At 60.2% G+C, this 12,748-nt stretch carries 14 protein-coding genes; 12 read left to right on the top strand and 2 right to left on the bottom strand.

Annotated elements, in window-relative coordinates:
• Positions 1-21 precede the first annotated feature (21 nt).
• Together F617_RS0109090 and F617_RS0109095 are read right to left on the bottom strand one after the other, a co-directional pair.
• Positions 22-792, bottom strand: coding sequence for an SDR family oxidoreductase (locus F617_RS0109090; protein ID WP_003513928.1), 771 nt, complete (start codon positions 790-792; stop codon positions 22-24).
• A gap of 218 nt (positions 793-1,010) precedes the next feature.
• Positions 1,011-2,045 carry a glutamine synthetase beta-grasp domain-containing protein gene (locus F617_RS0109095; protein ID WP_003510168.1) on the bottom strand — a complete coding sequence of 345 codons (1,035 nt, stop codon included), beginning with the start codon at positions 2,043-2,045 and terminating at the stop codon, positions 1,011-1,013.
• A gap of 481 nt (positions 2,046-2,526) precedes the next feature.
• Here F617_RS0109095 and F617_RS0109100 point away from each other — a divergent pair, with 481 nt between their 5' ends.
• The 12 genes from F617_RS0109100 (at position 2,527) to F617_RS0109155 (ending at position 12,740) form a co-directional block, all read left to right on the top strand.
• Positions 2,527-2,733 (top strand): DUF2735 domain-containing protein, encoded by a 207-nt coding sequence (locus F617_RS0109100; RefSeq protein ID WP_019565109.1) that lies wholly within the window; start codon positions 2,527-2,529, stop codon positions 2,731-2,733.
• A gap of 341 nt (positions 2,734-3,074) precedes the next feature.
• Entirely contained in the window at positions 3,075-4,364 is a 1,290-nt protein-coding gene (urtA, locus tag F617_RS0109105) for an urea ABC transporter substrate-binding protein (RefSeq protein ID WP_003513924.1), read from the top strand.
• 283 nt (positions 4,365-4,647) lie between these two features.
• Positions 4,648-6,261 carry an urea ABC transporter permease subunit UrtB gene (urtB, locus tag F617_RS0109110; RefSeq protein WP_026330754.1) on the top strand — a complete coding sequence of 538 codons (1,614 nt, stop codon included), beginning with the start codon at positions 4,648-4,650 and terminating at the stop codon, positions 6,259-6,261.
• On the top strand, positions 6,258-7,436 hold the full coding sequence (urtC, locus tag F617_RS0109115; RefSeq protein WP_003513919.1) for an urea ABC transporter permease subunit UrtC: 1,179 nt from the start codon (positions 6,258-6,260) through the stop codon (positions 7,434-7,436). The genes urtB and urtC overlap by 4 nt, the downstream gene beginning before the upstream one ends.
• A gap of 7 nt (positions 7,437-7,443) precedes the next feature.
• Positions 7,444-8,205, top strand: a complete 762-nt coding sequence (gene urtD, locus F617_RS0109120; protein WP_003513917.1) for an urea ABC transporter ATP-binding protein UrtD — start codon at positions 7,444-7,446, stop codon at positions 8,203-8,205.
• Between the two features lie 209 nt (positions 8,206-8,414).
• Positions 8,415-9,110 carry an urea ABC transporter ATP-binding subunit UrtE gene (gene urtE, locus F617_RS0109125; protein ID WP_003513916.1) on the top strand — a complete coding sequence of 232 codons (696 nt, stop codon included), beginning with the start codon at positions 8,415-8,417 and terminating at the stop codon, positions 9,108-9,110.
• A gap of 255 nt (positions 9,111-9,365) precedes the next feature.
• Positions 9,366-10,619 (top strand): PHB depolymerase family esterase, encoded by a 1,254-nt coding sequence (locus tag F617_RS26935; RefSeq protein WP_019565111.1) that lies wholly within the window; start codon positions 9,366-9,368, stop codon positions 10,617-10,619.
• Positions 10,526-11,377, top strand: coding sequence for an urease accessory protein UreD (locus tag F617_RS0109135; RefSeq protein WP_003513912.1), 852 nt, complete (start codon positions 10,526-10,528; stop codon positions 11,375-11,377). The genes F617_RS26935 and F617_RS0109135 overlap by 94 nt, the downstream gene beginning before the upstream one ends.
• A gap of 109 nt (positions 11,378-11,486) precedes the next feature.
• Positions 11,487-11,789 (top strand): urease subunit gamma, encoded by a 303-nt coding sequence (locus F617_RS0109140; protein ID WP_003513909.1) that lies wholly within the window; start codon positions 11,487-11,489, stop codon positions 11,787-11,789.
• A 9-nt stretch (positions 11,790-11,798) separates the two neighbouring features.
• Positions 11,799-12,056 carry a DUF1272 domain-containing protein gene (locus tag F617_RS0109145; protein WP_019565113.1) on the top strand — a complete coding sequence of 86 codons (258 nt, stop codon included), beginning with the start codon at positions 11,799-11,801 and terminating at the stop codon, positions 12,054-12,056.
• 20 nt (positions 12,057-12,076) lie between these two features.
• Complete coding sequence (locus tag F617_RS0109150; RefSeq protein WP_003491734.1) at positions 12,077-12,382, top strand: urease subunit beta; 306 nt, start codon at positions 12,077-12,079, stop codon at positions 12,380-12,382.
• 1 nt (position 12,383) lies between these two features.
• Positions 12,384-12,740, top strand: a complete 357-nt coding sequence (locus F617_RS0109155; RefSeq protein ID WP_003513905.1) for a GFA family protein — start codon at positions 12,384-12,386, stop codon at positions 12,738-12,740.
• Positions 12,741-12,748: the final 8 nt, after the last annotated feature.

Here is a 12,748-nt window from a genome sequence, read left to right on the forward strand (position 1 = left end):
GCAAAAGGTGTTTTGCCATTCTCACAGCCGCACCGACATGCCGCCATCCACCGTCAGCACATGGCCGTTGACGAAGGAGGACGCGTCGCTGGCCAGAAACAGGGCGGCACCGGCGATTTCATCCGGCCTGCCCCAGCGTTCCAGCGGCACGCGCAGTTTGGCAAAGGCGACCATGTCAGGGTTTTCGGCAAGGGCCGCATTGGTTTCCGTGGCGAACATGCCGGGTGCAATGGCGTTGCTGGTGATGCCGCGCGCACCATATTCGACAGCGATTGCGCGCATCAGCCCTGTCAGCCCCTGCTTGGCAACGGGATAGATCGCATCGCCCGGCCTGACGATGTGGCCGAGAATGGAGGTGATGGTGATGATGCGGCCGTAACTGTTGGTATTCATGGCTTGCGCGGCATCTCGCGACAGCGAGACGGAGGAGGTGAGGTCGGTGCGGATAAGCTCCAGCACGTCCTCGTCGCTGAATTCGGAAAGTGGGCGGCGGTCGCGTGCGCCGACATTGTTGACGAGGATATCGAGATGGCCGAATTCGTCCATGATGCGGTGGACGAGGGCAGTTCCGGCGGCGGTATCGGCAATGTCGAAAGCGGCATAATCGGCTTTTCCGCCGGCTTGCCGAAGTATGCCTGCTGCCTGTTCCAGCGCCTCGGCGTTACGGCCGGTCAGCCACACATGGGCGCCAGCCTCGGCAAAGGCCCTGGCGATTTCGAAACCGAGGCCGCGGCCGCTGCCGGTGATGATGGCGATGCGGTTTTCGAGAGAGAATTTTTTGAGAATGCCCATCGCTCACCTTCTTGCTTTAGAGCATCGGACCGAAAACCGTGTCGCGGTTTCGGAAAAGCCGATGCGGTTGGTCAAAGCCACGCAACGTCTTCGAGTTTGCGCATAGGCAAGAGTATTCCACGCAGGGCAGAGGGCGAAAGGTCGCCTGTCCGGTCCGGCCGTTCGGTGGACATAAAAATGGCGTCGCCCGGTTGCGGGCGACGCCATGTCTTGGGTTATCAGGCAGCAGCCGACTTTGCGAGCGGCACTTCTGCAATCGTCTTCAGAACGACGGAAGCGATCTGGTAAGGGCAGCCCTGCGAGTTCGGACGACGGTCTTCGAGGTAACCACGGTAACCGTTGTTGACGAAGGAGTGCGGAACGCGGATCGAGGCGCCACGGTCGGCAACGCCGTAGGAGAACTTGTTCCACGGAGCGGTTTCGTGCTTGCCGGTCAGGCGCAGGTGGTTGTCCGGACCGTAAACGTCGATATGCTCCTGCCAGTTCTTGGCGAAAGCTGCCATGAGGGCTTCGAAATACTCCTTGCCGCCAACTTCACGCATGAACTTGGTGGAGAAGTTGCAATGCATGCCCGAACCGTTCCAGTCGGTATCGCCGAGCGGCTTGCAATGGAATTCGACGTCGATGCCGTACTGTTCGCAAAGACGCAGCAGCAGGTAACGGGCGATCCAGATCTGGTCGGCGGCGCGCTTGGAGCCCTTGCCGAATACCTGGAATTCCCACTGGCCCTTGGCCACTTCGGCATTGATGCCTTCGTGGTTGATGCCGGCTTCGAGGCAGAGGTCGAGATGTTCTTCAACGATTTCGCGGGCAACCGAGCCGACGTTCTTGAAGCCGACGCCGGTGTAATACGGACCCTGCGGAGCCGGATAACCCTGCTCGGGGAAGCCGAGCGGGCGGCCGTCCTGGTAGAAGAAATATTCCTGTTCGAAGCCGAACCATGCGTCCTCGTCGTCGAGGATGGTCGCGCGGCTGTTCGATGCATGCGGGGTGACGCCGTCAGGCATCATGACTTCGCACATGACCAGTACGCCGTTGGTGCGGGCCGGATCGGGATAGATCGCGACGGGCTTCAGCACGCAATCCGAAGAGTGGCCTTCGGCCTGCTGTGTGGACGAGCCATCAAAACCCCAAAGCGGCAGCTGCTCGAGCGTCGGGAATTCATCGAATTCCTTGACCTGTGTCTTGCCGCGCAGGTTGGGGACCGGCTTATAACCGTCAAGCCAGATGTACTCGAGTTTGAACTTAGTCATTACGAACCTCTCATAGGTAACAATGCGAAGCCTTGAGGCTTGCCGTGGCTTTCGCCACCGGAAGCACATTCGCGTTCAAGGGCTGGCCATATAGATGCATGCCGCGTGCCAGATTGGCGATGTTTTGCGAATTCTTCGAAAAATCTTTCAGGCATGCTCAGGGCCGAGGGGGCCCATATGGCCATTAACCGCTCATGCTGCACTGCGGCAGGTAAATCGAACCCTAATGTTTCGTCAGTGATTCCTAACAGATAGCGGGTGGCATCGCTCAAAATGCCCTGTTGCGGTGCAATGTTTTCGATTGCGAACGACGGATCGGCATTTGCCCCAAAAACCGGCGCTTCCGGAATGGTTTTTCTTGCTGAATGACCATTTAATGCCTATATTTTTCGCAACGTGATTTTTTTTTAATCAGATGGAGCTAAACCAGAGCTAACGGGTTTGCTTCACAACCAAAGTGCTTCGATGCAAACAAAGTGAGATGTTCGATATGGCAACTGGCTTTCATCGTGAAACGGCAACGATCTTTCAATTTCCGGTCGGCGGACGCGCGGGGCTCTCAAAGTTCCGTAACATCGGGCTGAGCGATCTGGAGCGCGAGGCACGTCAGCCGCATGTCGATTTCGGCTCCTGGTATCATGACGATGCGATCCGCGACGAAGAGCGGGAAGACAAGCCGCACGCCTGATGTGAAGCGTCGCTGATCGTTTCTTCTCCCCTGCCGGGGAGAAGGTGGCGCGAAGCGCCGGATAAAGGGACGACTTCTCAGTCTGTCTCCGACCTCGCACCCTCGACCCGCGCCGCTCTCGTCTTGCCTGCCGGAGAAGAAGCAAGTTGAAACGCCAAGTTTCACATCGATTGCCCCGGCCGGATTTCCCTCTCCCCAACACTCCCTGCAGCTTTCGCCACCCCGCCTACGTCAATTGACGTATACGGTTTCTCGCCCGCGAGATCGATAGTCCTTTCCAGCAGCGGTCAACGATGCCGCTGAAGCCCCATGAGGGCTAAACAAGGAGAGGGGTTCTTCCGATGACATTCCGCAAGACGCTTAGCGCCGCGCTGCTCGGCGCAATCATGTCCACCACCGCCTTCCATGGCGCATTTGCCGCCGACGATACGATCAAGGTAGGCGTGCTGCATTCTCTTTCCGGCACCATGGCGATTTCAGAGACGACGCTGAAGGATGCCATGCTGATGCTCATCGACGAGCAGAACAAGAAGGGCGGCGTTCTCGGCAAGAAGCTCGAAGCCGTCGTGGTCGACCCGGCCTCCGACTGGCCGCTGTTTGCCGAAAAGGCCCGCCAGCTGATTTCGCAGGACAAGGTCGCGGCCGTTTTCGGTTGCTGGACATCTTCGTCGCGCAAATCCGTGCTGCCGGTTTTCGAAGAACTGAATTCCCTGCTGTTCTACCCGGTGCAGTATGAGGGTGAAGAATCCTCCCGCAACATCGTCTACACGGGTGCAGCGCCTAACCAGCAAGCCATTCCGGCCGTCGATTATCTCGCCAAGACCGAAGGCGTCGAGCGCTGGGTTCTGGCAGGTACCGACTATGTCTACCCGCAGACCACAAACAAGATCCTGAAGGCCTACCTGATGTCGAAGGGCGTCAAGGAAGAGGACATCATGATCAACTACACGCCGTTCGGCCAGTCCGACTGGCAGACGATCGTGTCCGACATCAAGAAGTTCGGCTCGGCCGGCAAGAAGACCGCCGTTGTCTCCACCATCAATGGTGACGCCAACGTGCCCTTCTACAAGGAGCTTGCGAACCAGGGCATCAAGGCCGAGGACATTCCGGTCGTCGCCTTCTCGGTCGGTGAAGAAGAGCTTGCCGGTCTCGATACCGCGCCGCTGGTCGGCCACCTTGCCGCCTGGAACTACTTCCAGTCTGTCGATACCGAGGTCAACGCCGAATTCATCAAAACCTGGCATGCGTTTACCAAGAACGACAAGCGCGTGACGAACGACCCGATGGAAGCCGCCTATATCGGTTTCAACGCCTGGGTTAAGGCTGTCGAAACCGCAGGTACGACCGATACGGACGCAGTTCTTGACAGCATCATCGGCGTTTCCGTGCCGAACCTTTCTGGCGGTTACTCCACCGTCATGCCGAACCACCACATCACCAAGCCGGTGCTGATCGGTGAAATCCAGGCCGATGGTCAGTTCGAAATCGTGCAGCAGACGCCACAGGTCGTGGGTGACGAATGGTCGGATTATCTGCCTGACTCGAAGGATCTGATTTCGGATTGGCGCAAGCCGATGTCCTGCGGCAACTTCAACGTTGCGACCGGTAAGTGCGGCGGCAAGGGTAGCTGATAAGGAAACGAACGCCGCCCCTCTTTGGAGGGGCGGATTGTTTACAAACTGAGCCAGAATTACCCCCCTCTGTCCTGCCGGACATCTCCCCCTCAAGGGGGGAGATCGGCAAGATGCTCTCCCGCCATTTCATCCTTGAACGTCGAGATGGACGGGACCTTGCCACGGGTCGATCTCTCCCCTTGAGGGGGAGATGCCCGGCAGGGCAGAGGGGGGTGAAGCCGCATATTCAGGTCGTGCCACACGCAACCGCAGAGTCGCAAACCGCTCCAAGGAACCCGACATGACGATCCGATCTTTTCTCGGAGCCATCTTCCTCTGGCTCACCCTGGGGATCGCCGCCCAGTCCCTCGCGCAGAGCGATCCGAAGGCGCTGATCGACCAGCTCGGCACGGCTGACTTCAAGCAGGCCGAAACATTGATCGGCCAGATTGCTGCCACCGGCGACGCGCGGGTGGTGCCGGCGCTTGAGGCTTTTGCATCAGGCGATCTTTACGTGCGAAAGGCCGACAATCTGGTGTTCATGACCAAGCCGTCGGGTTCCAATTTCACGCTCATCGATCCGCTGACCGGCGAAAGCGCTGGCGAAGCGCCGAAGGCGGCGGTTACCAAGATCAGGGTCAACAACAATCTGCGTCGCGTCATCCGCGCCGCGATGGGCGGCCTGACGTTGCTCAGTCCGGAACGCTCGGTGCGGCTTTCCGCCGCCGATGCGGTTCTGAAAGCCCCCAGTGCCGAAAATCTGGAATTGCTGGAAGCGGCCATATCCAAGGAAGCCGACAAAGAGGTGCGGACGCGGATGGAGGAGGCGCGGGCTGTCTCGCTGCTCTCTTCCGACCGCCCCCTCGAGGTGAAGAAAGAAGCGATCGCCACCATCAAGGCGCTTGGCGGGCGCGATGCGATCAGCATTCTGATGGCGGCGACGCCCACGGTTGATCCGAGCCTGAAGCCGGATGTGGACGAGGCGATTTCGAGCATCGAGAGTTCCCTTGCCATCTGGGACTACGCGCAGAACATCTGGTACGGCCTGTCGCTCGGTTCCGTGCTGCTGCTGGCCGCCATCGGACTTGCCATCACCTTCGGCGTCATGGGCATCATCAATATGGCGCATGGCGAGATGGTGATGATCGGCGCTTACTCCACCTTCATGGTGCAGGAGCTGATCCGCAGCCATTTCCCCGGCCTGTTCGACTGGTCACTGGCGATTGCCCTGCCGGCCGCCTTTCTGGTCACAGCCTGCGTCGGCCTCATCATGGAGCGCGGAGTCATCCGCTATCTCTACGGGCGACCGCTGGAAACGCTGCTCGCCACCTGGGGTATCTCGCTGATCCTGCAACAGGGCGTGCGTTCCATCTTCGGCCCGACCAACCGTGAGGTCGGCAGCCCGAGCTGGATGTCCGGCTCCTTCAGCGTCGGTTACCTCAATTTCACCTGGAACCGCGTGTGGATCGTCTGTTTCTCGCTTTCCGTCTTCTTCGCGCTGCTGGTGCTTTTGAAGCGCTCCGCCTTCGGCTTGCAGATGCGCGCTGTGACCCAGAACCGCCGCATGGCCTCTTCCATGGGCATCCGCACGCCCTGGGTGGATGCCTTCACCTTCGCGCTCGGTTCCGGCGTTGCCGGCCTTGCCGGGGTAGCGCTGTCGCAGATCGACAATGTCTCGCCCAATCTCGGCCAGAGCTACATCATCGACAGTTTCATGGTGGTGGTATTCGGCGGGGTCGGCAATCTCTGGGGAACGCTCGTGGGTGCGCTGTCGCTCGGCGTGCTCAACAAGTTCCTTGAGCCGACGGTGGGCGCCGTGCTCGGCAAGATCCTCGTGCTCGTTCTCATCATCCTGTTCATCCAGAAGCGGCCACGTGGTCTCTTCGCACTCAAGGGAAGGGCGATCGAAGCATGATTACCGGCTTCCTCCTGCGCGCGCTCGATCGGCGCATTTCCATCGCCATCGGCATCATCCTGGCCATCGCCGTGCTGGTGCCCGCCTCCAATCTGCTGTTGCCGGCTGACAGCGCGTTCCGCATCCCGACCTACATCATGTCGATGCTCGGCAAATATCTGGCCTACGCGCTGCTGGCGCTGGCGCTTGATCTGGTCTGGGGATATTGCGGCATTCTCTCGCTCGGCCACGCCGCCTTCTTCGCGCTCGGCGGTTATGCCATGGGCATGTATCTGATGCGGCAGATCGGCACGCGTGGTGTTTACGGCCATCCTGTGCTGCCTGACTTCATGGTGTTCCTCAACTGGAAGGAACTGCCGTGGTTCTGGCACGGCTTCGACATGTTCTGGTTTGCAGCACTGATGGTGCTGGTGGTGCCCGGCCTGCTCGCCTTCGTGTTCGGCTGGTTCGCCTTCCGCTCTCGCGTCAACGGCGTCTACCTCTCCATCATCACGCAGGCCATGACCTACGCCCTGCTGCTTGCCTTCTTCCGCAATGACATGGGTTTTGGCGGCAACAATGGTCTCACCGATTTCAAGGATATTCTCGGCTTTTCCGTGCAGGCGGATGGCACCCGTGCCGTGCTGTTTGCGATGACGGCCGTGATGCTGGCGCTTTCGCTGCTGATTGCATCCGGCATCGTCAATTCCAAATTCGGCAAGGTGCTGGTGGGCGTGCGCGATGCCGAAAGCCGGGTGCGCTTCCTCGGTTTCCGGGTGGAAAACATCAAGCTCTTTACCTTCGTCGTCTCGGCCATGATGGCGGGCATTGCCGGTGCGCTGTTCGTGCCGCAGGTGGGCATCATCAATCCCGGCGAATTCTCCCCCGCCAACTCCATCGAGGTGGTGGTTTGGACCGCAGTCGGCGGGCGCGGCACGCTGATCGGGCCGATCATCGGCGCGCTGCTGGTCAATGGCGGCAAGAGCTATTTCACCGGTGCTTTCCCCGAATTCTGGCTGTTTGCGCTGGGTGGGCTGTTCATCGCGGTGACGCTGTTCTTCCCCAAGGGCATCGTCGGCACCGTGCAGCATTATCTGGTCGGCCGGCGCGAAAAGCGTGTTGCGCGGGCGGCAAGTGCGGCCGGACAACCGGGCAATGACAGTGCTGCAACAGCGGCGCAACAGGCGGCGGAGTGAGGCTGATATGAACACGGTTTCCGAAAACAGAACCAAAAGCCTGCTTTATCTCGACGGTGTTTCCGTTTCCTTCGACGGGTTCAGGGCGCTCAATTCCCTGTCCTTCGTGGTTGAGCCGGGCGAGCTGCGGGCCATCATCGGTCCGAATGGCGCCGGCAAGACGACGATGATGGATATCATCACCGGCAAGACCCGGCCGGATACCGGCACGGTGCTGTTCGAAGACAGCATCGACCTCACGAAAAAGGACGAGGCGGACATTGCCCAGCTGGGCATCGGGCGTAAATTCCAGAAGCCAACGGTGTTTGAAAGCCATACCGTCTGGGACAATCTGGAACTGGCGTTGAACCGCAAACGCGGCGTCTTCGCCACGCTGTTCTACAGGCTGACGGCGGAGGACAAGGCGCGTATCGAGGAAATCCTCGCCACCGTGCGTCTCAGCCACCGCCGCGGCGATCTCGCGGCCAACCTCTCGCACGGCCAGAAACAGTGGCTGGAAATCGGCATGCTGCTCGCGCAGGAGCCGAAGCTGCTTCTGGTGGACGAGCCGGTGGCCGGCATGACGGACGCGGAGACAGCCGAAACCGCCGTGCTTCTGAAGGAAATCGCCAAGACCCGCTCGGTCGTGGTGGTGGAGCACGACATGGGCTTCATCCGCGAGCTGGGCGTGAAGGTGACGTGTCTTGCCGAGGGCTCGGTGCTGGCTGAAGGGTCGATCGATTTTGTGTCCAGCGATCCGAAGGTGATCGAGAATTATCTGGGACGGTGATGGAAGCGTCTGCGGCTTTACCCCCCCTCTGCCCTGCCGGGCATCTCCCCCACAAGGGGGGAGATCGGCAAGCGGCTAACACCCTGCCCCAAGACCAGTAGGCGATGGGACGAGCGGGAACGGCATCTGATCTCCCTCCGTGTGGGGGAGATGCCCGGCAGGGCAGAGGGGGGTAGCGCCGCCCACCAAAGCATCAATGGAGTTGCACCATGCTGAACGTCGAAAACATCAACCTCCACTATGGCGCAGCCCAAGCCCTGCGGGGCGTGTCGCTGAAAGCGGAGATGGGCAAGATCACCTGTGTTCTCGGCCGAAACGGCGTGGGCAAAAGCTCGTTGTTGCGCGCGGTCACCGGCCAGCATGCCATCAGTGGCGGGTCGATCAGCTTTGAAGGGGCGGCACTGGATGGGCTTGCGCCTTACCACCGGGCCAAGCGCGGCGTCGGCTACGTGCCACAGGGGCGTGAAATCTTTCCGCTGCTCAGCGTGCAGGAAAACCTTGAAAGCGGTTATGCGCCGCTGCCGCGCAAGGAGCGTTTCATTCCCGACGATATTTTCAGCCTGTTTCCGGTGCTGCAATCCATGCTGGGCAGACGCGGCGGCGACCTGTCCGGTGGCCAGCAACAGCAGCTCGCCATCGGCCGGGCGCTGGTGACGCGGCCGAAAATCCTCGTTCTCGATGAGCCGACCGAAGGCATTCAGCCGTCGATCATCAAGGATATCGGCCGCGCAATCAAATATCTCAGGGATTCCACCGGTATGGCGATCCTGCTGGTCGAGCAATATCTGGATTTCTGCCGTGAGCTTGCCGACTATGTCTACATCATGGACCGGGGCGAAATTGTGCATGAGGGGCTTGCCGAAACGCTGGATACGCCCGAGGCGCGTCGCCATCTGACAGTATAAATCGAGACTAGAAGCCACGCACGCCGATCACGGCGTGCAAACGGCCGATTAATATTTTGAAAGTCTATGCGTGTCTGCATGGCTTTTATGCGCAATTTTAGCATTTCATTGAATAAACGCCTGTGATATTGGCAGCGGAAATGCTGCATGCGAGACACAGACGAAGTCTATTCGCACGCGGCGATAGTTGATCCCTTACATTCCACGCGCGTCCGACGTATCGTCGGGGAAACCGTGCCCAATAAAGGCGTGTCAATGCATCAAGACTTTGCCCTTGGCCGGGCTGCCCGGCTGTTCCGCTCCGCCCGCACCCTGTTTCTGGGTCTTGCGATCTGCGCGAGCGCGAGTGTCGCAGCGTCGGCCTCGACCTGCGGTCAGCTTGCTCAACCCGGCGTGGAACCGGGCAGGCATGATTTTTCCATTCTTTCCAGTGGTCAGAAACGCGAAGGCGTTTATTTCGTTCCATCCGCCTATGACGGAAAAAAACCGGTGCCTGTGGTGTTCGATTTCCACGGCTCCAACAGCAATCCGCACGGACAGCTGAACCGCAGCGGCTGGGACAAGCTTGCCGAGCGCGACGGCCTGATGGTGGTGGCGCTGGCGGGCAGCCTCAATGGCGAATTGCCCGGCACCCATGCCTGGAATGTTCCTGGTGTTACCACCCGTCCCGGCGGGCTGGATGAGGTAAGCTTCATTCGCGATGCAATTGCCATGGTGAAAGGCAAGTTCTGCGTGGATGAGGAGCGCTTTTACGGTTCCGGTTATTCCGGCGGCGGGCGCATGCTGTCGCAATTCATCTGCAATGGTAGCGCGGATTTCACCGCTGCCGGCTTCGTTGCATCGTTGCGCGCGGGTTATCCGCTGGAGACCGAGGGCAAATGGGGACCGGATGCGGCAAGCTGCAAGCCGGCGCGGCCGATGTCGATCATCGCCTTTGCGGGTCTGAAGGATCCGGCCAATCCCTATCAGGGCGGTGGCAAGTCCTACTGGCAATATGGCGGCGAGACGGCGCTGAAACGCTGGGCGGAAATGGACGGCTGCAAGGGCGGCGCGAAAACCAGACCGGGCGAGAGTTTCACCGTCAATTCCTATGACGTCTGTAAGGGCGGGGCACGTATCCAGTCCTATGTCATTGACAATTGGGACCATGCCTGGCCGCGCGCCACCATGAAGGCGGAAGTGCTGGCAGCGTCGGCGGTCCTTACCCGCAAGCCGGGTGGCGAGCAGACGCCGAAGGCGGAACCTGCCGTGGAGCGCAAGATGCCCACAGGCGAAGTGACGCGCACGGTTGATGCGGCGGAAAGAATGTGGGATTTCTTCCGCAACACGGAAGGACAGATGGTGGTGGATGCCGTCGTCAAAAAAGATTGCGGCGCCAAGGCCGGGTCCGCTTCCGCAACCGTTTCGGAGACCGCGTGCAGCCAGAACAGCAAGCCATCCGCCCTTCCGGTCTCGAAGACGGCGAACCTGCCCGGCAGCAGCGCGCCCGTGGCAGAGGACGCATTGTAACCAAGGCTGTCGAAGGGCGCAGCCGGCTGGACCAATTGTTCCAGGAAGGTTGCGCCAAGATCCGCCTGCCGGATACGTTTTCCAACGAGATCGAGGCCATCCTCATCAACTCCTCCGGCGGATTGACCGGCGGAGATGAAATGGAATGGCAGGCTGTTGCCGGGGCCGGCACCTCGCTGGTGGTGACGACGCAGGCCTGCGAGAAGGTCTACAAGGCATCCTCCGGAACCGCCACCGTCACCGCCCGCGTTTCCGCAGGGCCGGGCGCCCGGTTGCACTGGCTGCCGCAGGAAACCATTCTTTTCGACCGGGCGTCGCTGACCCGCAGGCTGGAAGCCGATCTCGACGCAACCTCCGAATTCATCGCCGTCGAAGCCGTGCTGCTCGGGCGTCAGGCCATGGGCGAAGCGATGCAGCATGGCCTGTTCCGGGATCGCTGGCGCATTCGCCATGGCGGCCGGCTGGTACATGCCGAAGAGCTGCTGCTTGCGGGAGAAGTGGCGGAGCTGACTGCAAAACCGGCGGTGCTTGCCGGGCAGGTGGCCTTTGCCACGCTTCTCTATATCGGGCCTCTGGCCGAGGCGCTTTTGCCTAAAATCCGGGCTATTGCCGGGGAAAGCGGCGGCGCCAGCGAATGGCAGGGCAAGCTTGTCGTGCGCGTGTCCGCCGCGGACGGCTTCTCCCTTAGAAAAATACTTTTTCCGATCATTTCGCTCTTGCGAAACGGCGCGCCAGTGCCGAAAGTCTGGAATCTGTAAAGCTCCGGATCGCCCGCGACAGGCGACCTTCCGGGGTCTGTCAAACAAGTCGGATCAGCCCCCGAAACACTGTGTTTTGCGGGGCAGGTGCGAAAGCTGCGGGACGACGATGAACCTTACTCCGAGAGAAAAAGACAAGCTGCTGATTTCCATGGCCGCCATGGTGGCGCGCCGCCGGCTGGAACGTGGCGTGAAGCTGAATTACCCGGAAGCGATTGCGCTGATTACCGATTTCGTTGTCGAGGGCGCCCGCGATGGTCGCGCGGTGGCCGACCTGATGGAAGCCGGCGCGCATGTCATTTCCCGCGATCAGGTTATGGAAGGCATCGCCGACATGATCCATGATGTGCAGGTGGAAGCAACATTTCCCGACGGCACCAAGCTTGTGACCGTTCACGAACCGATACGCTGAGGGGACGATATGGCGCTGGAGCTTCGGCCCAATTGCGAATGCTGCGACCGTGATCTTGCCCCCGACAGCCGGGATGCGATGATCTGCTCGTTCGAATGCACCTTTTGCGCCGATTGCGCGACCGATGTGCTCAAAGGCGCCTGCCCGAATTGCGGCGGCGAGCTGGTTCGCAGGCCCATCCGCCCGGCGGCCAAAATCGTCAACAATCCGGCATCGAAGACACGGGTGCTGAAGGCTGAAGGCTGCGCGGCAGCCACCGCTGCTTGAGAGAGACAAAGGGGAGCACCATGAAACCAGGCGAAATCATTGCCGCAGAGGGCACCATCGAACTCAATGCCGGCCAGCCGACGGTGACGATCGAGGTGGCCAATACCGGTGACCGGCCGGTTCAGGTGGGCAGCCATTACCATTTCTTCGAGACCAATGCGGGTCTTGTCTTCGACCGCGATAAGGTGCGCGGCATGCGTCTCGACATTCCGGCTGGTACTGCGGTTCGTTTTGAACCCGGCCAGAAGCGGGAAGTGACGCTGGTGCCGCTTTCCGGCAAGCGTGAGGTTTACGGGTTTCGTCAACAGATCATGGGGAGGTTATGAGATGGCGACGGCACATTATCACGGAAGTTGCCAATGCGGCGACGTGAGCTTCGAGGTCGATGCCGATCTCGACCACACGGTCGTGTGCAATTGCTCGCGCTGCAAGCGCTTGGGCTCGACGCTTGCCTTTGCGCCGCGCGAAAAATTCACCCTGCTTTCCGGCGACGACAAGCTGACGGAATATCTCTTCAACAAGCACAAGATCCATCATCTGTTCTGCTCCACCTGCGGCATTGAGAGTTTTGCCTATGCCGATGGGCCGGATGGGACGCCGATGGTGGCGGTGAATACCAATTGCCTTGATGGTGTCGATCCGCGTGCGCTGAAGCCACAGGCTTTCGATGGCGCGGCTGCCTGAGTGATGGC

Origin of the sequence: Agrobacterium sp. 10MFCol1.1 (assembly GCF_000381165.1) — a bacterium.
Classification (GTDB): Bacteria; Pseudomonadota; Alphaproteobacteria; order Rhizobiales; family Rhizobiaceae; genus Agrobacterium; species Agrobacterium tumefaciens.

What these genes read in the sequence shown, in the direction of transcription:
- F617_RS26935 (WP_019565111.1), top strand. Translation starts at nt 9,366, where the DNA reads ATGCATCAAGACTTTGCCCTTGGCCGGGCTGCCCGGCTGTTCCGCTCC.
- urtE (WP_003513916.1), top strand. Translation starts at nt 8,415, where the DNA reads ATGCTGAACGTCGAAAACATCAACCTCCACTATGGCGCAGCCCAAGCC.
- F617_RS0109145 (WP_019565113.1), top strand. Translation starts at nt 11,799, where the DNA reads ATGGCGCTGGAGCTTCGGCCCAATTGCGAATGCTGCGACCGTGATCTT.
- urtB (WP_026330754.1), top strand. Translation starts at nt 4,648, where the DNA reads ATGACGATCCGATCTTTTCTCGGAGCCATCTTCCTCTGGCTCACCCTG.
- urtA (WP_003513924.1), top strand. Translation starts at nt 3,075, where the DNA reads ATGACATTCCGCAAGACGCTTAGCGCCGCGCTGCTCGGCGCAATCATG.
- F617_RS0109095 (WP_003510168.1), bottom strand. Translation starts at nt 2,045, where the DNA reads ATGACTAAGTTCAAACTCGAGTACATCTGGCTTGACGGTTATAAGCCG.
- F617_RS0109140 (WP_003513909.1), top strand. Translation starts at nt 11,487, where the DNA reads ATGAACCTTACTCCGAGAGAAAAAGACAAGCTGCTGATTTCCATGGCC.
- F617_RS0109155 (WP_003513905.1), top strand. Translation starts at nt 12,384, where the DNA reads ATGGCGACGGCACATTATCACGGAAGTTGCCAATGCGGCGACGTGAGC.
- F617_RS0109100 (WP_019565109.1), top strand. Translation starts at nt 2,527, where the DNA reads ATGTTCGATATGGCAACTGGCTTTCATCGTGAAACGGCAACGATCTTT.
- F617_RS0109150 (WP_003491734.1), top strand. Translation starts at nt 12,077, where the DNA reads ATGAAACCAGGCGAAATCATTGCCGCAGAGGGCACCATCGAACTCAAT.
- F617_RS0109090 (WP_003513928.1), bottom strand. Translation starts at nt 792, where the DNA reads ATGGGCATTCTCAAAAAATTCTCTCTCGAAAACCGCATCGCCATCATC.
- urtD (WP_003513917.1), top strand. Translation starts at nt 7,444, where the DNA reads ATGAACACGGTTTCCGAAAACAGAACCAAAAGCCTGCTTTATCTCGAC.
- urtC (WP_003513919.1), top strand. Translation starts at nt 6,258, where the DNA reads ATGATTACCGGCTTCCTCCTGCGCGCGCTCGATCGGCGCATTTCCATC.